24 protein-coding genes are annotated in these 25,543 nt (G+C 69.0%); 11 read left to right on the forward strand and 13 right to left on the reverse strand.

The window, feature by feature from the left end; genetic code table 11:
* Window positions 1-192: 192 nt before the first annotated feature.
* Window positions 193-1,374, reverse strand: coding sequence for an SMP-30/gluconolactonase/LRE family protein (locus tag MKL11_RS09855; RefSeq protein WP_243942679.1), 1,182 nt, complete (start codon window positions 1,372-1,374; stop codon window positions 193-195).
* A 92-nt stretch (window positions 1,375-1,466) separates the two neighbouring features.
* The gene (locus tag MKL11_RS09860; protein WP_243942681.1) at window positions 1,467-2,642 is read right to left on the reverse strand and encodes a zinc-dependent alcohol dehydrogenase; all 1,176 of its coding nucleotides are present in this window, start codon (window positions 2,640-2,642) and stop codon (window positions 1,467-1,469) included.
* 351 nt (window positions 2,643-2,993) lie between these two features.
* On the opposite strand from MKL11_RS09860, the gene MKL11_RS09865 reads away from it, so the two are divergent.
* Window positions 2,994-4,106: an alkene reductase gene (locus MKL11_RS09865; RefSeq protein ID WP_243942683.1), complete on the forward strand. Its 1,113-nt coding sequence runs from the start codon at window positions 2,994-2,996 to the stop codon at window positions 4,104-4,106.
* Between the two features lie 172 nt (window positions 4,107-4,278).
* Here MKL11_RS09865 and MKL11_RS09870 read toward each other — a convergent pair whose 3' ends face one another.
* The 4 genes from MKL11_RS09870 to MKL11_RS09885 are packed head-to-tail and all read right to left on the reverse strand — an operon-like array spanning window position 4,279 to window position 8,408.
* Window positions 4,279-5,520 carry a cytochrome P450 gene (locus tag MKL11_RS09870; protein ID WP_243942731.1) on the reverse strand — a complete coding sequence of 414 codons (1,242 nt, stop codon included), beginning with the start codon at window positions 5,518-5,520 and terminating at the stop codon, window positions 4,279-4,281.
* Window positions 5,521-5,536: 16 nt separating this feature from the next.
* Entirely contained in the window at window positions 5,537-6,853 is a 1,317-nt protein-coding gene (locus tag MKL11_RS09875; protein WP_243942685.1) for an NAD(P)/FAD-dependent oxidoreductase, read from the reverse strand.
* Window positions 6,850-7,089, reverse strand: a complete 240-nt coding sequence (locus MKL11_RS09880) for a ferredoxin (protein WP_243942687.1) — start codon at window positions 7,087-7,089, stop codon at window positions 6,850-6,852. The genes MKL11_RS09875 and MKL11_RS09880 overlap by 4 nt, the downstream gene beginning before the upstream one ends.
* Window positions 7,086-8,408, reverse strand: coding sequence for a nucleotide disphospho-sugar-binding domain-containing protein (locus tag MKL11_RS09885; RefSeq protein WP_243942689.1), 1,323 nt, complete (start codon window positions 8,406-8,408; stop codon window positions 7,086-7,088). The genes MKL11_RS09880 and MKL11_RS09885 overlap by 4 nt, the downstream gene beginning before the upstream one ends.
* 1,002 nt (window positions 8,409-9,410) lie before the next feature.
* Here MKL11_RS09885 and MKL11_RS09890 point away from each other — a divergent pair.
* Both MKL11_RS09890 and MKL11_RS09895 read left to right on the forward strand, forming a co-directional pair.
* Entirely contained in the window at window positions 9,411-10,286 is an 876-nt protein-coding gene (locus MKL11_RS09890) for a hypothetical protein (protein WP_243942691.1), read from the forward strand.
* Window positions 10,287-10,321: 35 nt separating this feature from the next.
* Window positions 10,322-10,777 (forward strand): hypothetical protein, encoded by a 456-nt coding sequence (locus MKL11_RS09895; protein ID WP_243942693.1) that lies wholly within the window; start codon window positions 10,322-10,324, stop codon window positions 10,775-10,777.
* A gap of 44 nt (window positions 10,778-10,821) precedes the next feature.
* Here the strand turns inward: MKL11_RS09895 and MKL11_RS09900 are convergent, their stop codons facing one another.
* The 3 genes from MKL11_RS09900 to MKL11_RS09910 are packed head-to-tail and all read right to left on the reverse strand — an operon-like array spanning window position 10,822 to window position 12,889.
* On the reverse strand, window positions 10,822-11,454 hold the full coding sequence (locus tag MKL11_RS09900) for a TPM domain-containing protein (RefSeq protein ID WP_243942695.1): 633 nt from the start codon (window positions 11,452-11,454) through the stop codon (window positions 10,822-10,824).
* Entirely contained in the window at window positions 11,444-12,253 is an 810-nt protein-coding gene (locus MKL11_RS09905) for a TPM domain-containing protein (RefSeq protein ID WP_243942697.1), read from the reverse strand. The genes MKL11_RS09900 and MKL11_RS09905 overlap by 11 nt, the downstream gene beginning before the upstream one ends.
* The gene (locus MKL11_RS09910) at window positions 12,254-12,889 is read right to left on the reverse strand and encodes a LemA family protein (RefSeq protein WP_243942699.1); all 636 of its coding nucleotides are present in this window, start codon (window positions 12,887-12,889) and stop codon (window positions 12,254-12,256) included.
* Between the two features lie 195 nt (window positions 12,890-13,084).
* Between MKL11_RS09910 and MKL11_RS09915 the strand changes: the two genes are divergently transcribed.
* The 5 genes from MKL11_RS09915 to MKL11_RS09935 all read left to right on the forward strand — a co-directional run bounded on the left by MKL11_RS09915 (window position 13,085) and on the right by MKL11_RS09935 (window position 18,240).
* Window positions 13,085-13,495, forward strand: coding sequence for a hypothetical protein (locus tag MKL11_RS09915; RefSeq protein ID WP_243942733.1), 411 nt, complete (start codon window positions 13,085-13,087; stop codon window positions 13,493-13,495).
* A 32-nt stretch (window positions 13,496-13,527) separates the two neighbouring features.
* The gene (locus tag MKL11_RS09920) at window positions 13,528-14,418 is read left to right on the forward strand and encodes a LysR substrate-binding domain-containing protein (protein ID WP_409565836.1); all 891 of its coding nucleotides are present in this window, start codon (window positions 13,528-13,530) and stop codon (window positions 14,416-14,418) included.
* A gap of 105 nt (window positions 14,419-14,523) precedes the next feature.
* On the forward strand, window positions 14,524-15,717 hold the full coding sequence (locus MKL11_RS09925) for a CaiB/BaiF CoA transferase family protein (protein ID WP_243942701.1): 1,194 nt from the start codon (window positions 14,524-14,526) through the stop codon (window positions 15,715-15,717).
* Window positions 15,714-16,637 carry a hydroxymethylglutaryl-CoA lyase gene (locus MKL11_RS09930; RefSeq protein ID WP_243942703.1) on the forward strand — a complete coding sequence of 308 codons (924 nt, stop codon included), beginning with the start codon at window positions 15,714-15,716 and terminating at the stop codon, window positions 16,635-16,637. Before MKL11_RS09925 ends, MKL11_RS09930 begins: the two co-directional genes overlap by 4 nt.
* 277 nt (window positions 16,638-16,914) lie before the next feature.
* The gene (locus MKL11_RS09935) at window positions 16,915-18,240 is read left to right on the forward strand and encodes an MFS transporter (RefSeq protein WP_243942705.1); all 1,326 of its coding nucleotides are present in this window, start codon (window positions 16,915-16,917) and stop codon (window positions 18,238-18,240) included.
* Window positions 18,241-18,256: 16 nt separating this feature from the next.
* On the opposite strand, the gene MKL11_RS09940 is transcribed toward MKL11_RS09935, so the two are convergent.
* The 3 genes from MKL11_RS09940 to MKL11_RS09950 all read right to left on the reverse strand — a co-directional run bounded on the left by MKL11_RS09940 (window position 18,257) and on the right by MKL11_RS09950 (window position 21,552).
* Window positions 18,257-19,216 (reverse strand): helix-turn-helix domain-containing protein, encoded by a 960-nt coding sequence (locus tag MKL11_RS09940; RefSeq protein ID WP_243942714.1) that lies wholly within the window; start codon window positions 19,214-19,216, stop codon window positions 18,257-18,259.
* 379 nt (window positions 19,217-19,595) lie between these two features.
* Window positions 19,596-20,555 carry a helix-turn-helix domain-containing protein gene (locus MKL11_RS09945; protein ID WP_243942717.1) on the reverse strand — a complete coding sequence of 320 codons (960 nt, stop codon included), beginning with the start codon at window positions 20,553-20,555 and terminating at the stop codon, window positions 19,596-19,598.
* A 37-nt stretch (window positions 20,556-20,592) separates the two neighbouring features.
* Window positions 20,593-21,552 (reverse strand): helix-turn-helix domain-containing protein, encoded by a 960-nt coding sequence (locus MKL11_RS09950; RefSeq protein ID WP_243942719.1) that lies wholly within the window; start codon window positions 21,550-21,552, stop codon window positions 20,593-20,595.
* A 251-nt stretch (window positions 21,553-21,803) separates the two neighbouring features.
* Between MKL11_RS09950 and MKL11_RS09955 the strand changes: the two genes are divergently transcribed.
* Both MKL11_RS09955 and MKL11_RS09960 read left to right on the forward strand, forming a co-directional pair.
* On the forward strand, window positions 21,804-22,217 hold the full coding sequence (locus MKL11_RS09955) for a MucR family transcriptional regulator (protein ID WP_243942721.1): 414 nt from the start codon (window positions 21,804-21,806) through the stop codon (window positions 22,215-22,217).
* A 3-nt stretch (window positions 22,218-22,220) separates the two neighbouring features.
* Window positions 22,221-22,460, forward strand: coding sequence for a hypothetical protein (locus tag MKL11_RS09960; protein WP_243942723.1), 240 nt, complete (start codon window positions 22,221-22,223; stop codon window positions 22,458-22,460).
* Window positions 22,461-22,559: 99 nt separating this feature from the next.
* Here the strand turns inward: MKL11_RS09960 and MKL11_RS09965 are convergent, their stop codons facing one another.
* A complete protein-coding gene (locus MKL11_RS09965) occupies window positions 22,560-24,188 on the reverse strand; it encodes an inorganic phosphate transporter (RefSeq protein WP_243942725.1) in 1,629 nt (542 codons plus the stop codon).
* A gap of 389 nt (window positions 24,189-24,577) precedes the next feature.
* On the opposite strand from MKL11_RS09965, the gene MKL11_RS09970 reads away from it, so the two are divergent.
* A partial coding sequence (locus MKL11_RS09970) for a phosphatase PAP2 family protein (RefSeq protein WP_243942727.1) occupies window positions 24,578-25,543 on the forward strand: 966 nt, incomplete at its 3' end.

Here is a 25,543-nt window from a genome sequence, read left to right on the forward strand (position 1 = left end):
CGACGCATTGTTACTTATAGTGGTATTCTCCCGCCTGGTCTGATCCGGGACGGGGCCGTTCAGAATTCATGGCCGGTCGGCCGCAGCATCCCTGCTGCCGACCGGCCATTGCCGGGCCGAAGGCACGGCGCTGGAAGGATGCCAGCGCCTGCAGCTGGTCGCGCCGGCCGAAGGCGGCGGTGTATTCCGGCCTCAGCGCGTCGCCACCGTCGGCTTGAAGCTCCACAGTTCGGTCGGCAGGGCGATCGGGGCGCCCTCCTTGAAGAAGGCGGAATCCTGGATGTGTGAGGTCGTGAGGTAGACCGTCCCGTCCGGGCCTTGGCTGAACGTGTCCGGCCAGCGCAGCCGCGGGTCCTGGATCAGCGTGGTCACACCCGCATCCTTGGAGCCGAGGTCGCGCACCTTGATCGAGTCGTCCTGCGGCGAGGTCACGTACATCCGGCCGCCGTCGCGGTCGATGAGGAGACCGTCCGCCGGCCCGTTCTCGCCGACCGTGACGATCTTGCCGGCGAGACTCTTATCGGCCAGCGTTTCCGGTACCAGGGCCGCCGTGACCCAGCCGGTGAGCGCGTCAGTCGGCAGGCTGTACAGGGTCTTGCCCTTGATCGCCTGCCAATAGAGCGTCTTGCCGTCCGGCGAGAGGCCGATGCCGTCGGCCGAGAACTCGACGCCGCGCCCATCGGGCCGCCGCAGGGGCTTGCCGTCATAGGTCACGGTCACGGCGGTGTCGGGCATCGTCGCGGGCACGCCCGCCAGCAGCCGCTTGGCCTTGCCGGAGTCGATATCGACCACCACCAGCGCGCCCTCGGCGCCGGAATCGGTGAGGTAGGCGGTCTTGCCGTCCGGCGAGATTCGCACGTCGTTCAGGTAGGAACCCTGCGGGGCCACCGCCGGATCGAACGCGATCGTCTTGGCGACCGTATTGGTCTTCAGGTCGATCGCGACGAGCTTCGGGCCGTCCTTGACGACGGCGGCCATGGCGGGAGCGGCGGCATCGACCACCCAGAGCCGCCCGTGCCGGTCGGCGACCACGCTCTGAACGCATACGAAATGCGTCTTGGGGTCGACCTCGTCCTTGCGGGCGTTGCGCCAGGCATTCCATTCGGCATCCGGGTAGGGGACGGGCTTGCCGTCCTTCAGCTCCGCCACCGAGACCGGGGCATCCTCGGTCCAGCGCGGGAAGTTCACGAAGATCCGCCCATCCTGCGCCACGGTCACGCCGGTGACCTGATGCTGAAAGCGCGCGACCTGGGTCAGCGCCGACGATCCGGCCGGCGGCGGCGATGTCGCGGCCACGGGCTCCTGCGCCAGGGCCGGCCCGGCGAGGGTGGAGAGGAGGAGAGGCAGCAACGTACGGGCAGCCGGCATCGTCATACGGGATCAATCCTGGGATACAGCGACGGTCGAAGCCCCGGTCCAAGGGGACCGGGGCGGTGTCAGCAGCGTCAAACGCGCCGCACGCGCACTCAGTTCGGGTGGAAGACCACCTTCACGCAGCCGTCCGTCTTGTCCCGGAAGGCTTTGTACAGGTCCGGGCCGTCCGCGAGGTTGGTCGAGCGGTGGGTGATCATCGACGTCATGTCGAACTTGCCCTCCTGGATCAGCTTGGTCAGCGTCTCCAGGTAGCGCTTCACGTGGGTCTGCCCGCTCTTGAGGGTCAGGCCCTTCTGGACGATCGAGCCCATGTTGACCGGCACCGGACCGCCATAGACGCCGGGCACCGAGACGATGCCGCACGGCCGCACCGCCTTGATCGCCTCGGCCAGCGCGTAGGGCCGCTCGGTGGAGGTCAACTTCTCTTGGAGGGTCGAGAGCACGCCGGTGAGGCCGCCATGGCCGGCGCTCGCCTCCATACCGACGCAGTCGATGACGCCGTCCGCGCCCTGGCCCTTGCTGATCTCCTTGATCCGTTCGAACACGTCCTCGTTCATGAAGTCGATCACGTCGGTGGCGCCGGATTTTCTCGCCAGGGCGAGGCGCTCGGGCACCGTGTCGATGGCGATGATGCGCCCGGCGCCCATGATCTTGGCCGACTGGATCGCGAACAGGCCGACCGGCCCGGCGCCCCAGATCGCGATGATCTCGCCGCCCTGGATCTCGCAATGCTCGGCGCCCTGCCAGCCGGTGGGCAGGATATCGGTGAGGAACAGGACCGACTCGTCGTCCATGCCGTCCGGCACCTTCATGGGCGCCACGTCGGCCATCGGGACGCGCACGTACTCGGCCTGGCCGCCGGCGTAGCCGCCGGTGAGGTGCGAATAGCCGAACAGGCCCGCGGTCGGGTAGCCGAACTGCGCGGCCGCCATCTCGCCGTTGCGGTTCGAGCGCTCGCAGACCGACCAGTTGCCGAGCTTGCACTGCCGACAGGCGCCGCAATTGATGTTGAACGGCACGACGATGCGGTCGCCCTTCCGGAACTTGGTGAAGCCCTGGCCGACCTCGATCACCTCGCCCATGAACTCGTGGCCGAGCACGTCGCCGGATTTCATGGTCGGCATCTGACCGTCCATCAGGTGGAGATCCGAACCGCAGATCGCGCAGCTCGTCACCTTGATGATCACGTCGCGGGCATCCTCGATCACTGGATCCGGCACCGTGTCGCAGCGGATGTCATTCTTGCCGTGCCAGCAGAGTGCCTTCATGGCGTCGGTTCTCCAGATCGGGGGGAAGCACAGCCGCAGGACGCGGCCTCGCCAGGGCAAGTCCCCGGCCGTCCAGTCAAGTTCCGCTGAGGCGACGCGCAGGGCCAAGCCGCTCGCGACAAGCCTACTGGGCAATACGCACTCGGAATTCCGGTTCCCGCGGCATTCCGCGCTGCCGACCGGCGACGGTCTCCACCTGAGCCGATCGAAACGCGGCCGTGGAACCGAGACCCGACCTCGACCGGTTAACATCTATTCCGCTGGACCCGCCGGTGCCGCGATGCTGGCTGGCCGATGGCTCGCGACTCCCCGGGCCGCTCGTCCTTCCAAAAATGTTCCATCCGAGGTCTCATGCCGAACAGCCCGATCCTGCAGCCGGTCACCATCGGCGACCTGACCCTCAAGAACCGGGTGGTGATGGCACCGCTCACCCGCAGCCGGTCGAACAATGACGGCGTGCCGCCGGATTTCGCGGCCGATTATTACGGGCAGCGGGCCAATGCCGGCCTGATCATCTCGGAGGCGACCAACATTTCCCCCCAGGCCGTCGGCTACGCTTACACGCCGGGGATCTGGTCCGACGCGCAGGTCGAGAGCTGGTCGCGGATCGTGAAGACCATCCATGCCAATGACGGGCTGATCTTCCTGCAGCTCTGGCATACCGGCCGGATCTCGCATCCCGAGCTTCAGCCGGGCGGCGGACTCCCGGTCTCGGCCTCCGCGATCAAGCCCGAGGGCACAGCCTTCACGCGGGACGGCATGAAGCCCCACGTGACCCCCCGGGCGCTCGAGACCGACGAGATCCCGGGGATCGTCGACGATTACCGGCGTGCGGCGGAGAACGCCAAGCGGGCAGGCTTCGACGGCGTCGAGATCCACTCGGCCAACAATTACCTTCTGGAGCAGTTCGTCCGCGACTCCACCAACAGACGCACGGACCGCTACGGCGGCTCGGTCGAGAACCGCCTGCGCTTTCCCCTGGAGGTCGTCCGGGCGGTGACCGAAATCTGGGGCGGCGGCGCCCGGGTCGGCATTCGTTTGTCCCCCGCAACCACCCAGCCCGGCGAGACGCCGCTCGATTCCGATCCCCACGCCACCTACGGCGCCTATGTCGACGCGCTGAACGGCTTTGGCCTGCTCTACATCCACACGATCGAGGGCGTGACCCAGCAGACCCGCGACGTGCCGGACGGGATCGATTTCCTCGACCTGCGCCGCCGGTTCAAGGGCGCCTATATCGGCAACAACCAGATCACCCTGGACCTCGCCGAGAAGGAACTGGCCGAGAGCCGGGCCGACCTGTTCAGCTTCGGCCGGCCCTACATCGCCAACCCCGATCTCGTCGGCCGCCTCGCAAGCGGCGCGCCCCTGGCCGAGGCGCCGAAGCCCTACTGGTACGGCGGCGGCGCCAACGGCTATTCCGACTGGCCGGGGATGAACGGACCGGTGCCGGTGCTGCGCTGACCGAGCGGCATTCTGTGATCCGGCGGGACCTGGTCGTTCCGCCGGGGTCGGGGCGCCGGAACCTGTAAATGTTTCACGGGAAACATTTTGGCGTTTCACGTTTAGCAACCAATTCGCGGTTCAGCCGTGTCGCCGAGCCGCGGCGGCCCTCGCTTTGGCCTGGGGACACGGCTCAGACGATCCCGCCGATCCCGATCGCCAGCTGCTCCGGCCCACGCAGCGATGCGCCGGGCCGGTAGGGTGGCGGGTCGCACAGGAGGCGTGGCGCGACGAGGCGGCGGCTCAAGGCCACCAGGGCGATCTCGGCCTCGATCCGGGCGAGCGGCGCACCGATGCAGTAATGCAGGCCGCCGCCGAAGCCGAAATGCTGGATGTCCGGCCGGTCCGGATCGAACCGGTCGGGGTCAGCGAACCGCTCCGGATCGCGGCTGCCCGCGGCGAACAGCAGGATCACCGGGGCGTCCTTCGGGATCGTCTCGCCGGCGATCGTGATCGAACCCAGCGCCTTGCGGGTCCGGAAATGCACCGGCGGATCGTAGCGCAGCACCTCCTCGATCACCTGCGGCGCCCGCTCCGAATCGGCGCGCAGGCGATCCAGCTCCTCCGGGTGGCGGAGCAGGGTGAGCATCGCGTTGGTGATGAGATTGACGGTGGTCTCGTGGCCGGCGACCAGGAGCAGGACCGCCGTGGCGATCAGGTCGAAATCGCTCATCTGCTTCCGGCCGTCGGGACCTGCTGCGGCCAGGCCGCTCAGCATGTCGTCGGCCGGACGCCGGCGCTTCTCGCGGATGAGATCGCGCATATAGGCTGCGATCGCGTCGAAGGCGTCGATGATCGCGCGACGGCCCTCCGCATCGTGGTGCGCGTCCGGCTCCACCGCGGTGGCGAGCTGCGTCGCCCAGACTTGGAAGCGCGGCTCGTCCGCCTCGGGGACGCCGAGCAACGCGCAGATCACCGTCACCGGCAGCGGATACGACAGGTCGCTCACCAGGCAGACCTCCGGGCGCCCTCGGCAGGCCTCGATCAGCTGATCCACCTCGCGGGCAATCCGGTCGCGCAGGGCGAGCACCCGGGCGATGGAGAACTCGCGCATGACCAGGCTGCGCAGGCGGTCGTGGGCAGGCGGATCGCGGAAGATCAGCGGCCGGTGGCTCGCGGTGATGCGGTTCTTGATCGGGTTGAGGATGAAGTCCTTGAGCGGATTGCCGGTCCGCGGCCGCCGGGTCGGCGGCAAATCCTCCGAGCTGAGGCGCGGGTCGAAGATCAGCGCGCGGATCGCCGCGTGGCCGCTCACCACGTAGCTCCCGTCCGGCTGCCGCCAGACCGGGCGCTGCCGCAGCCGGGCGTAGAGCGGATAGGGATCGGCCCGGTTGGCTGGGTCCGTCACGGCGGCGAACAGGGCGGCATCAGGCATCGCGTCGGCCATCAGATTAGCCATGGACGGCCTCTGTCGAGCGGGCGGCGACGCGCGGCGACGGGAAGCCCGGCGCCGCACTCTCGATCCGCGGCTGGTCCGTGGCGTCGAGGATCGGCGGGAAGCCCGCACCGGCCGCGATCGCCTCGGCATAGGCCGGCAGCCACCGGGCCTGGTCGAAGGAGACCGCCGCGATGCTGCGCCCGCCCCGGCCGTAGACCGCGAGAAAGCGCCGGGATGCGCGCGTGCCCTGGACCACCGCGACGGCGTCGGCGCCCTCGGTCAGGCCCACGGCCTTGATGTTGATCCCGAACTGGCTGGACCAGTAGGCCGGCAGATGCACGTAGGAGCGCTGGTCGTCCGGGCCGGCCAGCATGTTGCGGGCGGCGTGGGCCGCCTGCTCGACGGCGTTGCCCCAATGCTCCACCGAGACCAGCCGGTCGCCGTAGAGCCGGCTCGGCCAGCGGGCCACGTCGCCGGCCGCGTAGATGTCGGGGCAGGGCGCTCCGTCCATGTCCAGGACGCGGCAGGCCGCGTCGCAGGTGAGGCCGCCGGGATCCGCCATCAAGCCGGCGCCCCGGAGCCAGCCGGTGGCCCGGGTCGCGCCCAGTGCGGCGATGACGAGGTCGGCCTCCACGATGCTGCCGTCCGCCAGGCGGGCCCGGGCGACCCGGCCGGCCGCGTCGCCCTCGAACCGCAGCACCTGGGTGCCGGGCCGGAACACCGCGCCGGACTCGCGCAAGCAGGCGGCGATCACGCCGCCGACCCAGGTCCCGAGAGCCCGGGCCAGCGGCGCCGAATTGGAATCGACCAGGGTCACCGGCAGGCCGAGGTCGCGCAGGCAGGAGGCCGCCTCGCAGCCGATCAGGCCGCCGCCGACGATGAGCACCCGGCGCGGGCCTGCCAGGAGGTCTGCCCGCAGGGACGCGGCGTCGTCACGGCCGCGCAGGGTGTGGATGCCGGCCAGCCCGCCGCCGGTCTCGGCCGGCCACGGACGGGCCTCGGCGCCGGTGGCGATCAGCAGTTTTCGGTACGCCAGCGCCGTACCGTCCGCGAGGCTGAGCCTGCGGGCGGACCGGTCGAGGGAGACGACAGCGTTCCCCAGATGCCAGCGGGCGCTCAGGCGCGTGCGCTCCGGCAGGCGGGTCGCGTCCGGCCTCAGCTCTCCGGCGAGCACGTGCTTCGACAGGGGCGGCCGGTCGTAGGGCCGGTGGGCTTCGGCGCCGACCAGGGTCAGGGGGCCGTCGTAGCCGCCCTGCCGCAGGGCTTCGGCTCCGCGCAGGCCCGCCAGCGAAGCGCCGATCACAACGAGGCCGGCCGGCTCAGTGGTCACAGCGCGTCTCCGTCATCCGGGCCAGCCTGCAGGCTGATGGCGCGGACCGGGCAGGCCTGGACCGCGCGCTCGATCGCGCAGCGCCGCTCGGCCGGCGGCGTCGGATCGTAGAACAGGATCTCGTGTCCCCGGATCGCGAAGGCGTCCGGCGCGGCGTAGCAGCATTGGGCGTAGCCCTGGCAGCGGTTGAGATCGACCACGACCCGGAGTGCCGGATGATCGGTCGCCGACTTCATGCCGACCTCGCCATCGGGATGGCGGCGGCGCCCGCGCGCACCGGGCCGGTGCGGGCCAGCTCGTCGACCGCCCCGAGGATGCCGGCCATGGCGTCCCGCGCCGCGAAGGCCTCTTGCAGTTCCATCGCTTTTTGCCGGAAGTCCGGCTCGTCGAGCACCCGCGTCACGGCACTGCGCAGCGCTTCGACGCTCGGCGTGTTGGTGGCGAGGTTGAGGCCGACGCCGGACCAGCCGATGCGGGCGTTCACCTCGGCCTTGTCCTCGGTCAGGCCGGCCGAGACGATCGGCACGCCGTTCGACAGCGCCTGCGAGACGCTGCCGTAGCCGCCATTGGTGACGAGCACGCTGACGCGCGGCAGCAATTCGCGGAACGGCAGGAAACGCGCGACCCGCGTGTTGGCCGGGATCGGCCCTCTCAGCGCCTCGACCGGACGTCCGCCCGTGGTGGCGAGGACGAGGAGGTCGTCCCGGTCGGCCAGGGCGGCCATCGTCGGCTCGACCAGAGCACCGAAATCGGCGTTGGCAAGCGTGCCCTGCGTGACCAGGACCACGGGCTTGCCGGCGGCATTCGCCTGTTCGAGCTCCGGCCACCAATCCGGCAGGGGCGCCGGCGGGGCGGGAGGCTCGAGCAGGCCGATGAAGCGGACGCCCGGGGGCAGCGCGCCGTAATCGTACTCGAAGCCCGGCACCGTGGGCTGGAGGAACAGGTCCGGCAGCACGACCACCGAATGCGGCAGGGACGCCGGCAAGGGCGCCGCGCCCAGCCGCGCGAGCTGCGCATCCGCATAGGCCCGCACCGGGTTGGCGAAAGCCGCATCCATGCCGGCCTTCAAGGCGGCGTAGCGGGCGAGCTCGGCCGGGTCGCGGGCCGGCGGCAGGCCGAGGCCGACCGGGGCGTGGTCGGGCCGCTCCAGAAACAGGAAGCTGATATTGGCAGTGACGATCGGCGGACGCGGCGCGCCGTCGAGGAGCAGGGGCAGCACGCCAAGGAACATGCTGCCGGCCACGATCACGTCCGGCGCATCCTCGGCGATCAGGGCCCGCAGGGCGGCGGCCTGAATCGGCATGGGATCGATGAAGCGCCGCTCGAACTCGCGACGGAAGCGCTCCGGGCCGGCGGGCAGCGTCGTCTCGAGGAACCCGGCAGAGTCGTTGTCCGCGTAGGGCGCGAAGCCCAGGCCCGCCGCCTCGACCTTCGCCTGGAACGCCGGGTCGGTGAGCACACGCACGGAATCGCCACGGGCGGCGGCGGCGCGGCCAATGGCGAGCAACGGGTTCACGTGGCCGGTGAGCGGCGTCGCGGCAATCAGGATCTTCATCACGGCCTCCTCGGATGATGCCGGCGCCTCGGTCCCGGTGTTCTGCAGGCAGATACATCGGATTCGGCTCGGCACACGCCTTTCAGAAGACAGAATCGCCCATGGGCTTGCCGAGTTACTGGTATCGATCTGGATTTGTGCGGTATCACACAAATCCTGCGACACAAGGTCGGTGTGAAGACGGATCCGCCGATCCGACGCAGGGCACGATGGGCGCAATCCAAGTCGAAAGAGTAATCGCTTTAAATATGGATCAAATCAGTAGAAATGCGCGCTTGACCGATACCGATCTGAATGGACATATCCGAGTATACTGATGGTACAAATATATTGGTTAACGGCGCGCACTATCGAGCCACACGTCCGTTCGTAAATCGGCGGGCCTCAGCAGATTGTGGTGGAGGGACAGGTGAAGGAGCGCTTCTCGCGTGCCGCTGATTTGGCCTTCTTGTCCCGGGCCGGGTTTACCGTCTCCGCTCGCTCGGAAAAGATCGACTTCAGGATTGATTGCAGCCGTCCGTCTTTCGGATTTCGCGTTGCCAATGCGGATCTGCAAGCATTTTCCTTCAGACTTCCCGATCTTGGGTCATCTGCGATCTCGGATATCTATCCGATCGACGATAAGCCTGGGAACAAGGCGAGACATTCCGCGGGACCAGCAGTTTTTCCGGGTATTGGGTCGCGCCAAGTCGTCGATTGCGGAGCATTTAATACTTCTTCTCCTCTCTGCAACATAGCCGGCAGCTCGGCACAGAACGGGTCGGGAGCAGGCGGGCCCACGGCAACCGGTCGGGGTGAGGCATCTCCGTCCAGGACCGGTGGAGCATATGCCGGCTTGTTCTCGGTTGATGGCGTTTCCGGTTCCGGCGGTGGCTCTGGAGGCGCACCCGCGCCCGAGATCAACGCGCTTCCGGGCCTCGCGCTCGCCGGAGGCACCGTGACCTACTTCCGTCGCGGGCGCCGCGAGCGGTCCGACCTGGCGTCCGCCTTGAGAGCGCCGGCGTGACCGATCTCCTGACAGCGCGGGGCGCGACGGCTCGCATCCTCGGTTCGAATAAGGCCGTCCGCGCTACGCACTGGAGCCTGCTGGTCTTCTGCTGCGGCACCTCCCTCTCGGCAGCCCTGCAGCGCCTTCTGCTCGAGCCCGATCCGGGTCTTCAGCGCCTCGTCGAACTCAAATTCGGTGAGGTGTTCGCCGCCCTCGCCAGCGCGGCGATCCTGCTCACCGCCCGGCACGTCCGGCCGGCGCTGACGCGGACCGACCTCGCCATCCTGGTCGCCTGCGCGCTCCCCTGGTTCCTGCCCGAGCCCCACGCTGTATATGCCGGCCTGACCCTCGCCGCGGCGTGGCTTCTCGCCCGGCGCTCGCAGGACCGCCTGCTCGCCGATCTCGGGCAGATCTGGCTGGCTCTGTCGGTCTGCGAGCTGTGGAGCAAGCTCGTCTTCAAGCTGTTCTACCACGCCATCGAGCCGTTCGAGGTCGCCCTGATGGCCTGGGTCGGGCGCTTCGCGTTTCCCGGCCTGCATGCGACCGGCGTCCATCTCAGCGCCCGCCCGGACTGGTCGATCGTCATGCTGGAGGGCTGCTCGGCGTTCCACAACCTATCGCTGGCGGCCCTGATCTGGCTGTGCGTGCTCAAGATCGCCGGGCGTCCGGTGAGCGCGGGCGCATTCCGTGCCCTGGCGGTGAGCGCCGTCCTGGTGGTTGCGATCAACATCTGCCGGATCCTGGCCATGCTGCCCGCGGCGGAGGCGTACCGGTACTGGCACGACGGGGCCGGCTCGGTCACCGTGGCGCTGGTCTCCGTGGCGGCCTCGCTGCTGCCGATCGTGGTTCATGTCGAGAGGTCGCCGTGCCCGGTCGCGCAACCCGTTTGAGCGGAGCCGACCGCGCTTGCCTGGGCGCTTTGTGCGTGCTGCTCGCCCTGTCGGTGTCGATGCGGGTCCAGGCCTACGGGATTGGCGCGGCAGCCCCGGCGCCGGGCGCCGAAGCCGCTTCGGTCGATCTCGGCGCGGGCGTCGTCATGATCCGCGCCGAGGCCGTGCGCCGAGAGATCTGGACCGCCGCGTGCCTGCGCCCCGTGATCGCCGACTTCGTCGAGCCCTCGCCGCACGGCACAGACACATCCCTCGCGGCGCCGCGCGACCCGAACGACCGCGTCGTCTACGTCTACCGGGGCTGGACCCTCGAGGGGCCCCGCGCCGCGATGGCGCTGAGCGTCCTGCACTTCGCCCACCGGGCCAGCGCCGTCCTGCGAATGCGCGCGGCCTCGGCGCGGAGCGATTTGGCCGTGAAGCTGGTCGTGCCGGCGGGGTGCGATGCCTCGCCCGAGGCCGCCATGGCCGCGCTGCGGCGGATTCCGGGTTAGTTCGGCGGACTTGAGCGCCGGCCCCCATTCTCTGCGATGGCGCCCTAATCCGCGACGATCACCCGGTTCGGCAACTCGTTCGGGTCGCGCGGGCCGGCTGGGAGGTGCTCCGTCAAGCAGGCGCCGATGCGCTCCACCGCCTTGGTCAGGCCGCCCTCGATCTCGCCCCGCGCCAGTGCGTGGGTGAGCTCGGCCAGGATCCCGTCCCAGGATTGCGCCGGGATGCGCTGCAGCACGCCGAGATCCGTGACGATCTCGGCGTGGCGCTCGGCCAGCGACAGGTAGAGCAGCACGCCGGTGCGGGACCGGGTGCGGCTCAAGCCCCGGGACCAGAAGGCCCGCTGCCCCGCCTCGCGGGCCCGGGCGCTGCGCAGCCGGCGCGGCACCAGGGCGAGGCGCAGCCGCGCGTTCTGGCTCAGCCCCAGGATCGCTGCGACCAGGGCCGCCTGCGCCAGCAGGATCGTGGCGGCACTCCAGCCGGTCAGCGCGATCAGCGGCCAGGGCAGGATCAGCGCGGCGATCAGGGCCGTGAGCAGCACTACGGAGCGGTAGGCGCCCGCGCGCCGTCCGACCATCACGACGATCTCGCCGGACGTGCCGGCTTCCGCCCGGGACACCGCGGCAGCCAGGCGCTCGCAGGCTGCCGAGGGGAGAATGTCGGCGATCCTACCAGTCACCCGAGGCCCCCCCGCCGCCGGACGAGCCGCCCCCGCCGGAAAAGCCACCGCCGGATGAGCCACCATCCGAGAAGCCGCCGCTCCATCCGCCCGAGCCGGGGCCGGGCAGGAACACGATGCCGCCCCCGCGCCCGGCCGAGCGACCCCCTGGGCCACCCCCTCGGTTCATGCGCCAGGCCACGAACAGCACGACCAAGAACAGGATGACGAAGAGGGCGACCTGCGTGGGATCGACCTCGTCGGCGCGGACCTGCGGCTTGCGCTGCCAGTCCTGCGCATCCCCCGACAGGATCCCCAGCATCCCGTCGATCCCGGCATCGATCCCGCCGTAATAGTCGCCGGTCTTGAACCGCGGCGTGATCGCGCTGGCGATGATCACCCGGGACAGGGCGTCGGTGAGCGCGCCTTCGAGGCCGTATCCGACCTCGATCCGCACCTTGCGCTCGCTCGGCGCCACCAGCAGCAGGGCACCGTTGTTGGTCTTGGCCTGGCCGAGCTTCCAGTCCCGGAACAGGCGGTTGGCGTAATCCTCGATCGTCGTGCCCTGGAGGTTGGGCACGGTCGCCACCACGACCTGATCCGAAGTCTTGTCCTCGTGCGCCTTCAGCTTGGCCTCCAGGGCCGCGCGCTGGTCCGCCGTGAGGATGCCGGCGCCGTCGACCACGCGACCGGTGAGCGGCGGGAAGGTCAGGTCGGCGGCGAGCGCCCCCATGGCGTAGACCGCAAGGCACGCGAACAGGACGATCAGCGCGAGGAAGAGCCGCACCAGCGTCCCGGTGCTGGAGCCCATGAGACGCATCTAGAACTTCACGTTCGGCGGCCGGTCGGCATTCGGGGTCGCCGAGAACGTCTCCATCGGCTTGGCCTCGGGATACAGGATCGCGGCGATCCAGCGGCCCGGGATGGTGCGCAACTCGGTGTTGTAGGCCTGGACCGCGCCGATATAGTCGCGCCGCGCCACGGCGATGCGGTTCTCGGTGCCTTCGAGCTGCGATTGCAGCGCCAGGAAATTCTGGTTCGACTTCAGGTCGGGGTATTTTTCAACCGTGACCAGCAGGCGCCCGAGGGCGCCGGAGAGCTGGTTCTGGGCGTCCTGGAATTCCTTGAACTTCTGCGGGTCGCTCACTGTCGAGGCGTCGACCTTCACGCTCGACGCCTTGGCCCGGGCCTCGGTGACGCCGATAAGCACGTCCTTCTCCTGCTGGGCGTAGCCTTTCACCGTCTCGACGAGGTTCGGGATCAGGTCGGCCCGGCGCTGGTACTGGTTCTGCACCTCGCTCCAGGACGACTTGGCCTGCTCCTCCAGGGTCGGCACGCGGTTGATCGACCCGCAGCCTGACAGCCCGGCGGCGACCAGGAGGATCGTGAGCGCACCGAGAAGGCGCGCCGCCGCGGATGTCGGGCGCAGGGCGCCGGCGTTCAGCATCGAGACCATTCAGGCTAACTCCCGTCCGGGCGAGGCCCGGTACACCGATCACAGGTTCGAGAGATAAGGGCTCGCATTGTCAAGGTAAGGGTCTCGCCGGATCCCGGCTTGAGGGTCCGGGCCGCGACCCGGTAAGGGCCTCGGCAACGGCCGGGATCGGCACGCGTTCGAGACTGCATGAGCGAGACCGCACGGGGACCCGGGATGGATGCAGAACTCGCCGACCACGTCAGGGCCGCCGCAGCGGCGGCCCGGCGCCACGCGCTGGCCTTCCGGGCGCCGGCCGACAAGGACGCGCTGCCCTGGTCAGTGATCGAGGCCTTCGACGCCCGCGTTCGCGGCCATGTCGAGCGCGACCGGCGGATCGAGGAGGAGCGCGACCGGGTGCTGATCGCCGCGGTGAACCTCGCCGAGACCCCAGCCGAGGAGGGCGAGGACGCAATCGCGGCGGCCCGCGCTCATCTCGTCGACGCGATCGACTTCCTCGAGCAGGCTGTGCTGCGCTTCGGCCTGGTCAACCGGCAGGGCGCGAAGCTCGGCCACGGCGTGTACGGCCAGCCGGTCGGTGCCCGGGACTGGCGCGGCCCCCAGGAGACCGCGAAGAAAGGATCCTGAGCATTCGCGAGACGCTCCCCACCGCGGCGACCGTGAGCCGCCTCGACCTCAAGACGCTGCGTCTGTTCGCGGCGATCTGCGAGGCCGGGACGCTCAACGGCGCGGCGCGGCGGGCGGCGATCGCCCCCTCGGCGGTGAGCAAGCGCCTGGCTGAGCTGGAGCACGCGCTGGGCTGCACCCTGCTCACCCGCGAGCCGCGGGGGATGCGCCTGACGCCGGCCGGCGAGACCCTGCTGCACCACACCCGCCGAATGCTGGCGAGCGCGGAGCAGATGGCGCTCGAACTCGCCGAGCACGCGCATGGCGTGCGCGGCTTCGTGCGGATGCTCGCCAACCTGTCGGCCATCGTGCAGTTCCTGCCCGAGGACCTCCAGGCCTTCCTGGCCGCGCAGGAGCGAATCCGCGTCGACCTGGCCGAGCGGCCGAGCGGCGGCGTGGTGCTGGGCGTCGAGGAGGGCGCGGCCGATCTCGGGATCTGCGCCGGCGGCACCGATACCCGCTCGCTCGTCGCCTATCCGTATCGCGGCGACCGGCTGGTCCTGGTGATGCCGGCCGACCATCCGCTGAGCGGGCGTCCTGCGGTCGCCCTCGCCGAGACCCTCGATTACGATCATGTCGGCCTGCACGTCGAGAGCTCGATCTACGCGGCCCTGCGGGACGAGGCCCGGCGCCTCGGGCGCCCGCTGCGCCTGCGGATCCATGTGCCGAGCTTCGACGGGATCTGCCGGATGGCCCAGGCCGGGATGGGCCTCGGGACGATCCCCGAGGGGGTCTACGCCCTGCTCGGGCCGCAGCTGCGGCTCGCCGCGGTGCCGCTGACCGACTCGTGGGCCACGCGGACGCTCACTCTTGTGGTCCGGTCCGGGACCCTGCCACCCGCCGCCGCCCTGCTCCTCGACCATCTACGCACGGCCGGAAATTAGAGGGCACTTGCGTTCGCGTTCGGAGAACGCACGCTGGCGCATGACGTTTGGACATCCCCCAACCGCCGGTCCTATCCTGCAGGCAAAGACAGGGAGAGAACGACGGTGTCAGGTCCGCTCAACGGGATCCGTGTGCTGGAACTTGGCCAGCTCATCGCCGCACCCTTCGCCACCAAGCTCCTGGCCGAGTTCGGTGCCGAGGTGATCAAGGTCGAGACGCCCGAGGGCGGCGACCCCCTGCGCACCTGGCGCAAGATGCACGGCGACACCTCGCTGTGGTGGTATCTGCAGTCGCGCAACAAGAAGTCGATCGCCGTCAATCTGAAGACGCCCGACGGGCTCGACATCGTCAAGCGCCTTGCCGCGAGCGCCGACGTCGTGGTCGAGAATTTTCGTCCCGGCGGCCTGGAGAAGCTGGGGCTCGGCTGGGACGTGCTCTCGTCCCTCAATCCCAACCTCACGATGGTCCGCATCTCCGGCTACGGCCAGACCGGGCCGTATCGCGACCGGCCGGGCTTCGGCGCCATCGGCGAGGCGATGGGCGGGTTGCGCTACACCACCGGCTCCCCGGACAGCCCCCCGGCCCGGGTCGGGGTCAGCATCGGCGACACCCTGGCCTCGCTCCACGGGGTGATCGGCGCGCTGATGTCGATCCTCAACGTCAAGGTGAACGGCGGCGCCGGGCAGGTGGTGGACGTCTCGCTGGTCGAGAGCGTGTTCAACGTCATGGAGAGCCTGGTCCCCGAATACGACCTGCTCGGCGAGATCCGCACCCGCACCGGCGGCGCGCTGCCCGGCATCACCCCGTCCAACACCTACCCAACCCAGGATGGCGGCTTCGTGGTGATCGCCGGCAACAGCGATCCGATCTTCCGCCGGCTGATGACGGCCATCGGCCGCCCCGACCTCGCCGAGGACCCGCGGATGCGCTCGAATGACGGCCGCTCGCAGCACGCCGCCCTGCTCGACGGCGTGATCGGCGACTGGTCGAAGGCAAGGAGCGTCGACGACGCCCTGGCTGCCCTCGACGCCGCGGACGTGCCGGCGGGACGAATCTACTCGGTGGCCGACATCGTCGCCGATCCGCACTACCAGGCCCGCGACATGATCCTCGAGGCGGAGCTGCCCGGCGGCACCCAGGTGAAGATGCCCGGCATCGTGCCGAAGCTCTCGGGCACCCCCGGGGCGGTGCGCTGGCAGGGCCCGGCGCTCGGCGCCCATACCGACGCGGTGCTGGCCGATCTCGGCCTCGACGCGACCGCAATCCAGACGCTGCGCGATGCGGGAGCCGTGAAATGAGCGACGCCACGATGCTGGTCCAAGAGGTCGCGCCGCGCGACGGCCTCCAGATCGAGGCGGCCTGGGTCGAGACCGCCGACAAGATCGCCCTGGTGGACGCGCTCTCGGATGCGGGCTTCTCCCGCATCGAGGTCTCATCCTTCGTCTCGCCGAAAGCCGTGCCGGCCCTGCGCGACGCCGCCGAGGTCTTTTCCGGGATCCGCCGCCGGCCCGGCACGGTCTACGTGGCCCTGGTCCCGAACCCGAAGGGCGCCGAGCGGGCGCTGGCGGCCGGGGTCGACGAGATCAACCTCGTCGCCTCGGTGAGCGAGACCCACAACCGCGCCAATATGGGCATGAGCCCGGACGATTCGATCGCGGGGTTCTCCCGGATCATGGAGACCGTGAAGGGGGCGTCGGTCCTGACCAACGCCACGGTGGCGACCGCCTTCGGCTGCCCGTTCGAGGGCGACCAGCCGGTCGACAAGGTCGTCGCCCAGGTCGAGCGCTATCGCGCCCTCGGCGTCACCGGCGTGACGCTCGCCGACACAACCGGCATGGCCAACCCGCGCCAGGTCGAGCGGCTCGTCGCCCGCGTGCTCGACATCGTTCCGGCCGAGCACCTGACGCTGCATTTCCACAACACCCGCGGCGTCGGCCTCGCCAACGTGCTGGCTGCCTGGCAGGCGGGGGCACGCCGCTTCGATGCGGCGCTCGGCGGCCTCGGCGGCTGCCCGTTCGCGCCGGGCGCCACCGGCAACATCTGCACCGAGGATCTGGTCAGCATGGCCCACGAGATGGGCATCCGCACCGGCCTCGATCTGCCGGCGCTGATCGCCCTGTCCCGGGATCTGCCGCGGCTGGTCGGCCACGCGGTGCCCGGCCAGGTCGCCAAGGCCGGACGGCCCTGCGACCTGCACCCGGTCCCCCGGGCCGCCTGAGCGAACGGCGGGCTTAGAGCATCATCCCGAAAGGTGGTTTCCGGCTTTCGGAAAAGTTGATGCCAAATCAAAAGCCTAGAGCATCGTCTCGGTTCCGATTCCCGGGACGATGCTCTAGCCCGATGCGTCAGGGGCTCCGCCCCCGAACCCCGCCAAAGGGCGAGCCCTTTGGAAACCTATGACTCGAGACACCGCGTGAGGAAGCCGCCCATCTGAAGGCGGTCCCGCGCAGCTGCCCCCCGTCTTCGACGGGCGGACAAATCCAGGGAGGAACACGATGGCCATCGCGGTGACCGGCGCGCCTGCGCGCCCAGAGGACGTGACCGAGGCCGGGATCGTCCGGAAGGTGGCCTGGCGGCTGATGCCGCTGATCATGGTCTGCTACCTGTTCGCGTTCTTCGACCGGATCAACATCAGCTTCGCCAAGTTTCAGCTGCAGAGCGACCTCGGCTTCAGCAACGTCGCCTACGGCCTCGGCGCCAGCATGTTCGTGGTCGGCTACGTCATCTTCGAGGTGCCCTCGAACCTGTTCCTCTACCGGGTCGGCGCCCGCCGCTGGATCGCCCGGATCATGATCTCCTGGGGTATCGCCACGGCGCTGATGATCTTCATCCGTACCGAGTGGCACTTCTACGCCCTGCGCTTCCTCATCGGCGCCATGGAGGCGGGCTTTGCGCCCGGCATTCTGTACTACCTGACCCTGTGGTTCCCGGCCTCGCATCGCGGACGGATCACCTCGTTCCTGTTCGTCGCCTCGGCGTTCTCGGGCATCGTCGGGGCGCCCGTAGCCGGCCTGATCCTCGGCGGCCTCAACGGCGTCGCCGGGCTCGCCGGCTGGCAATGGCTGTTCCTGGCCGGTGGCCTGCCCTGCCTCGTGCTCGGTGTCCTGGTGCTGATGCGCCTCGACGACCGGATCTCCGATGCGCGCTGGCTCTCGGAGCCGGAGAAGGCGCTGCTGTCGGCCCGGATCGCCCACCACAACCGCGAGATCGGCGACCATTCGCTCCTCGGCGCGATCCGCCAGCCGGGCTTCCTGATGATCGGGCTGGTCTACTTCCTCCTCCAGATCGGCTCCTACGGGCTGAACTTCTGGGGGCCGGACCTGATCAAGACCGCGAGCGGCAGCAGCGCCGCCTATGTCGGCTTCCTGACCGCGATTCCCTATATCTGCGGGGCGATCAGCATGGTGGTGGTCGGGCGCCTGTCCGACGCTTCCGGCGAGCGGCCGAAATTCGTCGCCGGGCTGGCGATCGCCGCCGCCATCGGGTTCTTCACCGCCGGCCTGTTCGACCGGCAGATCGTGCCGCTGATGATCGCCCTGGCGCTGCTGGGAGCCGGTATCGTCGCCTCGATCCCGACCTTTTGGACCCTGCCGGCCAAGCTCGTCACCGGCGTCGGCGCGGCCGGCGGCATCGCGCTGATCAACACGCTGGGCCAGCTCGGCGGCATCGTCAGCCCGGTGATGGTCGGCTGGGTCAAGGACCTGACCGGATCCACGACGCCGGCCCTCTACGTCATCGGGTCGCTCTGCCTGGTGGCGGCCGCCTTGCTGCTGTTCGCCATGCCGGCGAGCCTGCGCCGGAGCGACCGCGGTCCTGAATAGATGCGGCGGCGAACCGCTACCGGGTGCCCAAGCCGACGGCGTACCGGAAATCGCTGGGTGTCAGGCCGAAGCGGTCCTTGAAGCGGCGCGTGAAGGAAACCCGGCTGCCGAAACCGCAACGGCCAGCCAGGGTGCCGATCGTCACGTGGGCGCAGGCCGGGTCGGCCAGGCGGTCGGCCGCGACCTCCAGCCGCCGCCGCCAGATCCAGTCGAAGACGTGCTGGCCGCGTTCGTGGAACAGCTCCTGCAGCCGGCGCGACGAGACGCCGACCGCCGCCGCGAGCTGGCACGGGTCGAGGGTCGGGTCGCTCAGATTCGCCTCGACATGCGCCTTGGCCCGCTGGACCACGACGGACCCGCTGAGCGGCAGGGGCACGTCCTTGGCCATCCGCTCGGCGATGCTGGCGACGATCAGGTCCACGCCGATCGCCCCCATGCGGGCGACCGTCGCGGGGTCGAGCCTGTGATGCATGCGGCTCAGCTCCTCGAAGAAGCTCATCGCCAGGGTCACGGTGGCCAGTTCCGCCCCCACGGTCAGGGCCGCGTAGCCTCGGGCCGGGCCGAGCACGCTCTCCAGCCGGTCGCGCGGCATTTTCAGGTACAGCGACCGATTGCCTGGGCTCGTCGTCATCACCGTCGGCTGGTGTTCGATCACCACCAGGTCGCCCTGACGTTGGGTCGTTGCCCGATCGCGCTGGTGGACCTTCATCATGCCGGCGAGCGTGAAGCCCACACTGATGCAGCCCTCGTCACCCAGACGGCGGATGGCACTGGGCGTCGCCTCGGTGCGCAGGGGGCCCTCCGAGAGCCGGGTCATCGTGAGGGGACCCAGCGTGGCGATCTCCCACTTGCCTTCGAAGGGCGCCGCGTCGAGTTGCTCCTGCTCGAGCGGCAGGCGTTGCTCTTCGAGCAGCTCCTGCCACCGCACAAATCTCGACTTGATAGGAAGATTATCGGTAGAAAACAATAATTTCACAACTATGGTTCCATTTTCACCGATCGATCTTGCGAAATGAATTTGCGATGCGCTTTCGCACTATGGTTCTAGCACCTCGATTGTTTATGGAAAGCTTTTTGAACAAAAACCGAATATTGACCCAGCGATGTCCTGCGTCTATCCAAATGTTGCTGCGGCTGTATATCAAAAATGCGCTCGCCTGTGCAAATAGGGTGCCCTGTCGTACCCGCGGCTCGGTGTCTCGCGGGCGGGGCGTCCCGGGCCGGCCTTGGCTCGGCTTGGGATGGACGCCGTCGGGGCGGTCGCGCAGCATCGGGTGTCTTATCGCGTCGCCGTTGGGATTTCGTCGGGCCTCTCTGCGCCATCACCGGCTTTGCCGCGGCCGGACCGTAGCCCCCTACGCGGTGCTCAAAAGGGCGGCGTGTCGGTATTCGCTGGGCGGCATACCGTAGCGATCCTTGAATCGGCGGGAGAAATGCGCCTGGGTGGCGAAGCCGCAGCCATAGGCCACGGCGCCGATCTGCACATGGGCACCGCTCGGGTCTGCCAGCCGTTTGGCGGCCGCCTGAAGCCGGCGCTGCCAGATCCAGTCGGAGATGGGCTGGCCGCGCTCGTGGAACAGCTCCTGCAGCCGGCGCAGCGACACGCCGACCGCGGCCGCGAGCTGCGGCGGGTCGAGGGTCGGGTCGCCGAGATTGGCCTCGACGAATGCCTTGGCCCGCTGGACCACGACGGTGCCGTGCAAAGGCTGCGGCACATCCCTGGCCATCCGCTCGGCGATGCAGGCCACGATCAGGTCGACGCCGATCGTCGACATCCGCTCCGCCGCGTCGGGGTCGAGCCGGTGGCGCACCTGGATCAGCTCGCGGAAGAAGGTCGAGGCCAAGCTGCTCGAAGGCAGCTCCGCTCCCATCGATAGCGCCGTATAGAACCGGGTCGGACCGAGCATGCTCTCCAGGCGCTCGCGCGGCAGTTCCAGGAACAGGGACTGGCTGCCCGGGCCCGTCGTCACCACGGCCGGCCGATGATCGAGCACCACGATGTCGCCTGGCTTCTGCACCGAATCCCGGCCGTCCTGAAGGCAGGACGACGTGCCGGCGAGCTTGAACAGCACGACGGCCATGCCGGCCCTGTCGTGCTGGCGCGCGGCCTGGGGCGTCGTCTCGCTGCGCAGGGCGCCCTGCGAGACGCGGCTCATGTTGAGAGAGCCGACCTGTGCGACCTCCATCTTGCCGGCGAACGGCCTGTCGTCCAGCCGCTCCATCTTGATCGGCACGAGCCGTTCGAACAGCACCTCGCGCCAGATCTTGAAACTGTTCTTCGGGTGGAGGCCGTCGGTCGAAAAAACGGGTTGCACGGTCCTGTTTCCTGGCGATGCCGGGTGGAGCGGTGGCCTATGGGGTGCTCCCAAGCGCTGCGTGGCGATACTCGCGGGGCGTGCTGCCGTGGCGCTCTTTGAAGCGGCGGGAGAAATGGGCCTGGCTGGCGAAGCCGCAGTCGAAGGCCAGGGTGCCGATCGGCAGGTGGGCGCAGGCGGGGTCAGCCAGGCGCTTGGTCGCACGCTCCAGCCGGCGCTGCCAGATCCAGTCGGAGATGTGCTGGCCGCGCTCGTGGAACAATTCCTGGAGCCGGCGCAGCGAGACACCCACAGCCGCGGCGAGCTGGGGCGGATCGAGGGTCGGGTCGCCAAGATGGGCGTCGACATGCGCCTTGGCGCGCTGGACCACGACGGTGCCGTGGAGTGGCCGTGGGATTTCTTGAGCCAGCCGCTCCGCGATGCTGGCCACGATCAGGTCCACGCCGACCGAGGCCATGCGGGCGGCCGAATCGGGGTCGAGTCGGGCGCGCAGGCCGACCAGATCGTGGAAGAACTTGACGGTCAGCGCGGTGGAGGCGACATCCGAGCCCATCGTCATGGCCGTATAGAGCCGGGCGGAGCCGAGCGCGCTCTCGAGCCGCTCCCGGGGCAGCTCCAGGAAGAGGGACTGGCTGCCCGTGCTCGATTCGTGCGCGGCCGGGCGATGATCGATCACCACGATGTCGCCGCGCCGCTGGACCGAGCTTCGGTCATCCTGGCTGCGCATCGATACGCCCGCGAGCTTGAAGATCACGACGACGGTGCCGTCCTTGCCGTTGCGCTGGATCAACCCGCGCGTCGCCTCGCTGCGCATGGCGCCGTGCGCGACGCGGGTCAGCAGGAGCGGGCCGACGCGGGCCGCCTCCAGCGTGGCAGCGAACGGGCCGTCATCGAGGCGCGCCTGCTCAAGCGGCACGCCCCGGCCGACCAGCGTCTCCCGCCACCGCCGAAAGCTCTGCAATGGGTTGAGGCCCTGGGTCGAAAACAGTGCTTCCATAAGTAAGTTTTTTTGTCGACCGGCATTCCGCGCGACGAGGACAAGGGATCCGCGTCTTCAGACAAGCGCTGCCGGACACATATTGTATATTGTTTCCAGCCTCAAGAGATGCATTAGAGCAACTTGAGGTTTTCGTGGCAACTCACCCTTGGCGGGATATCCTGCGGCCATCGATCACTGGGGCGGACCTTCGGGCCGTCGATCGACCGCCAGGGGTATTCGTAACGAAATAATGAACAGCGATATCAGAAATGATCAACCAATCCGAACCCCGCTCGTCCTTCCTGCTTGAGAAAGTCGGCGCGATCGTTGCCGCCTACGTGTCGCGGAACCCCGTGGGGGCGGGGGAACTGCCGGTGCTGATCGACCAAGTTCACGCGGCGATCGCCGTGCTTCAGAAGCATCCGGCCGGCTCGGCCGCGTCCTGGACCGGCCCGGCTGCCGTGCAGATCGACGCTTCGATCGGCCAGGACGGCCTGGTCAGCTTCATCGACGGCCGGTCGTACAAGACGCTCAAGCGCCACCTGACCGCCCATGGCCTGACGCCCGAGCGCTACCGCGCCAAGTTCGGCCTGCCGGCCGACTACCCGATGGTCGCGCCCGGCTACGCCAAGCGGCGCTCCGAAATCGCCCGCGCGATCCAGCTCGGCCTTCAGGCGGATTGAGCGATGACGCGCGCCATGACCCAGCCGGTTCACGGGCACCCCGAGGCGGATCGCTCCGCGGCGATGCTGGAACGCATCGCCGACACGCTCCGCCTGCCGGTCGCCGCGTTCTTCTCGAACGAGCCCGAGCCGGGCGAGACCGTCGTTCAGGCGGCGGATCTCGTGACGGCCTTCATGGCGATCGAGACCGTTGCCGCGCGCCGTACCTGCCTGGCCTTCGTGCGCGCCATGACGCGCCCGTGAGGTGATCGGGAGGCCGCTCCGTCAACGAACAAGGCCGTTTCCGCCGATCACGGAAACGGCCTGTCCGTCCGGACACCGGCCCTCGGAAATGCTGCCGCGTCAGAACACGTGGCGCAAGAGGAAGAACAACCCCGCCGCCAGGGTGATGGCGGCCGGGAGCGTCAGCACCCAAGCCAGCGCCATGTTGCGGACGGTGGACATCTGTAGGCCCGAGCCGTTGGCCGCCATCGTCCCGGCGACGCCCGAAGACAGGATGTGCGTGGTCGAGACCGGCAGGCCGTAGAGCTCGGCGAGCCCGATCGTGCCCGCGGCCACGATCTCGGCCGACGCGCCCTGGGCGTAGGTGAGGTGGGTCTTGCCGATCCGCTCGCCCACGGTCACGACGATGCGCTTCCAGCCCACCATCGTGCCGAGCCCGAGCGCCAGGGCGACGCAGACCTTCACCCAGCCCGGGATGTAGCGGGTGCCGTCGTTGAGCAGGCTCGTATAGCTCTTCAAGGTCGTCTTGTCCGCCTCGGAGAGGTCGGCGCCGGCGCCCGGCAGCACCCGCACCGCGTCGGCGGCGAGATACATGTCGCTGCGCAGGTTCTGCGTCTGGGCGGCCGGGACGGTGCGGATCGCGCCGTAATTCTTCACGCTGGCGGCGATGTCGGTCGAGAGCGCGGCGAGCGCGGCGTAGACCGGCGGCCGATTCAGGTCCTTGGTCTTCAGGGCGTCGGTCACGGTCTGGCGCGCTTGCGCGGCCTCCGGCTGCGGCGCGCCGGCCGCCCGGGCGGAGAACACCTGGCTCGCCGCATGCGAGGTCTGGACGAAGGCCGGGGTCGTGTCGTCCGACATGGTGCGGTTCAGCGCGTAGGCGGTGGGCGCGGCGCCGATCAGGATCAGCATGATCAGGCCCATGCCCTTCTGGCCGTCATTGCCGCCGTGGAAGAACGACACCAGCGTGCAGGTCAGGATCAGGAGGCCGCGAATCCAGAGCGGGGGCGGCGCATCGCCCTTGGGCGCCTCGTACAGGTCCTTGCGCCGCACCGTGAATTTCAGGGCGAGCAGCAGCAGCGCGGCGAGCACGAAGCCGCAGATGGGCGAGAACAGCAGCGCCTTGAACACGTTGAGCGCCTGGGCCCAGTCGACCCCCGAGGTGCCGTCGCCGCCGCTCATCAACTGGTTGGCGAGGCCGACCCCGAGCACCGAGCCGATCAGCGCGTGTGAGGACGAGTTCGGCAGGCCGAAGGCCCAGGTCCCGAGGTTCCAGATGATGGCCGCCAGCAGCAGCGCGAAGATCATCGCGTAGCCGGCCCCGGAGCCGACATGCAGGATCAACTCGACCGGCAGCAGGGTGACGATGGCGTAGGCCACCGCGCCGGAGGACAGCATCACCCCCAGGAAGTTGAAGAAGCCCGACCAGATCACCGCCACCAGGGGCGGCAGCGAGTGGGTGTAGATCACCGTGGCCACCGCGTTGGCCGTGTCGTGGAACCCGTTCACGAACTCGAAAGCCAGGGCGACCAGCAGGGCGAGCCCCAGCAACGCGAAGGCCCCATAGGCCAACGGCGCCTCGCCGACCGCGTTCATGTCGGTTACGAGGCTCACCACTGCGTAGCCGAGGCCGCCCACCAGGATGAGCAGGAACGCGACGACGCCGCCCAGAGGCATCCCGTGATCGAGGCGTGGGCCCTGTTCCGGCCTGGCTCTCGCTGTGCCCGACGGCATCACGGCGGAATCGGACATGCTTCCTCGCAGGGAATCTTCTTTAGACGGCGAGCCGGGCTTAGGATGGTCGGATGACGGTTCCGTGACGCGTCGTGTCGGCGCCGAAGAATTGTATTCGTGGAGAGCAATATGGATCAGGCTCCAGCGAAGATGACCGAAAATCTGTCATCGGCCTTCCCGGCAGGGGCCGGAGATCGGCGTCCTGGGCGCGCCATGATCAAGCAACGCGGGGTGTTTCGCCGCCGATCCCAGTATAGGCTTTACGCCGGCTAAGCTCTGGGTATGTTGCGATCGGGATACAGGTGCCGATTCCGAATATTATGACCAGATTATGACGAAGTCGTATCTGTAAATTTCGCTAAATCTCCCGTCGCAGGCCGAATGGCCGCAGGCTTCGGGGGCCAGACATGAAGTTTCTACACGGGGTCTCGATCGCTGCCTTGACGGTGGCGGGGTTCAGCTCGGGGGTGCAGGCGCAGACCGCCAACACGACTCCCTCGGACGTCAACGTCCTCAACCTCCTCTCGCCGTACCTGGCGCTCAACGCCACGGCGACCGGGCAGGCGACCCTGGGCTTGAACCTGTCGCAATCGATCGCGATCAACACCGGGGCCGGCCTCGCCCAGCAGCAGCGGGCGATCAGCGACAAGAACCTGCTCGGCTCCGTCAGCAACGACCTCTCCTCGGTCGGGCTCGGCAGCTACGGTGTCGCCGCCAACCTCGCGGGCGGCCTTCCGGCCCAAACGCCGATCAACGGCATCGTCCCGCAGCAGCTCGTCGGCGGCCTCGGCGCGCAGCTCGGGCCGATCTATCAGCGCGGCGTCGCCCAGGGCGCCAACGGGCCGCTGGGCAGCACTGTCAGCCTCCTGGCCAACGCCTATACGTTCACCGGCAACAACCTGGGCGTCGCCAAGAACTACTTCGCCAACGGCGCGGCCACCAACCCGAGCGTGACCCCGGCGAATTACGTGGCTGTGCCGGCCGTGGCGCCGGCGGGCTACAGCCTGCCGACCTATAACGGCCTGCCCAACGCCACCAGCAGCGTCTACGACCTCGCCTATGGGGTGACCAACACCCAACCCGGCCAGGACGTCTACGGCTCCTCGCGGCCGGTCCAGGTGGCGGCGTCCCGCTTCAACGCCTTCGACCCGACGGCCCTCAACGGCATCGCCACCAACCCGTCCTTCCCGAGCGGGCACACGACCTACGCCTTTACCGACGGCATCCTGCTCGCGATGCTGGTGCCGCAGCAATACCAGAGCATGCTCGCCCGCGCCGCCGATTACGCCAATGACCGCATCGTGCTCGGCGTCCACTACCCGCTCGACATCATCGGCAGCCGGGCGCTGGCCGCCTACGACCTCGCGCAGGCG

It is taken from the genome of Methylobacterium sp. J-077, assembly GCF_022829365.1.
Classification (GTDB): domain Bacteria; phylum Pseudomonadota; class Alphaproteobacteria; order Rhizobiales; family Beijerinckiaceae; genus Methylobacterium.

Excerpts from the sequence above, each read along its gene's own strand:
- MKL11_RS09965 (WP_243942725.1), bottom strand. The coding sequence starts at position 24,188 with ATGTCCGATTCCGCCGTGATGCCGTCGGGCACAGCGAGAGCCAGGCCG.
- MKL11_RS09950 (WP_243942719.1), bottom strand. The coding sequence starts at position 21,552 with ATGGAAGCACTGTTTTCGACCCAGGGCCTCAACCCATTGCAGAGCTTT.
- MKL11_RS09905 (WP_243942697.1), bottom strand. The coding sequence starts at position 12,253 with ATGCGTCTCATGGGCTCCAGCACCGGGACGCTGGTGCGGCTCTTCCTC.
- MKL11_RS09885 (WP_243942689.1), bottom strand. The coding sequence starts at position 8,408 with ATGAAGATCCTGATTGCCGCGACGCCGCTCACCGGCCACGTGAACCCG.
- MKL11_RS09955 (WP_243942721.1), top strand. The coding sequence starts at position 21,804 with ATGATCAACCAATCCGAACCCCGCTCGTCCTTCCTGCTTGAGAAAGTC.
- MKL11_RS09960 (WP_243942723.1), top strand. The coding sequence starts at position 22,221 with ATGACGCGCGCCATGACCCAGCCGGTTCACGGGCACCCCGAGGCGGAT.
- MKL11_RS09880 (WP_243942687.1), bottom strand. The coding sequence starts at position 7,089 with ATGAAGTCGGCGACCGATCATCCGGCACTCCGGGTCGTGGTCGATCTC.
- MKL11_RS09910 (WP_243942699.1), bottom strand. The coding sequence starts at position 12,889 with ATGGTCTCGATGCTGAACGCCGGCGCCCTGCGCCCGACATCCGCGGCG.
- MKL11_RS09915 (WP_243942733.1), top strand. The coding sequence starts at position 13,085 with ATGGATGCAGAACTCGCCGACCACGTCAGGGCCGCCGCAGCGGCGGCC.
- MKL11_RS09930 (WP_243942703.1), top strand. The coding sequence starts at position 15,714 with ATGAGCGACGCCACGATGCTGGTCCAAGAGGTCGCGCCGCGCGACGGC.
- MKL11_RS09935 (WP_243942705.1), top strand. The coding sequence starts at position 16,915 with ATGGCCATCGCGGTGACCGGCGCGCCTGCGCGCCCAGAGGACGTGACC.
- MKL11_RS09855 (WP_243942679.1), bottom strand. The coding sequence starts at position 1,374 with ATGACGATGCCGGCTGCCCGTACGTTGCTGCCTCTCCTCCTCTCCACC.
- MKL11_RS09865 (WP_243942683.1), top strand. The coding sequence starts at position 2,994 with ATGCCGAACAGCCCGATCCTGCAGCCGGTCACCATCGGCGACCTGACC.
- MKL11_RS09870 (WP_243942731.1), bottom strand. The coding sequence starts at position 5,520 with ATGCCTGATGCCGCCCTGTTCGCCGCCGTGACGGACCCAGCCAACCGG.
- MKL11_RS09860 (WP_243942681.1), bottom strand. The coding sequence starts at position 2,642 with ATGAAGGCACTCTGCTGGCACGGCAAGAATGACATCCGCTGCGACACG.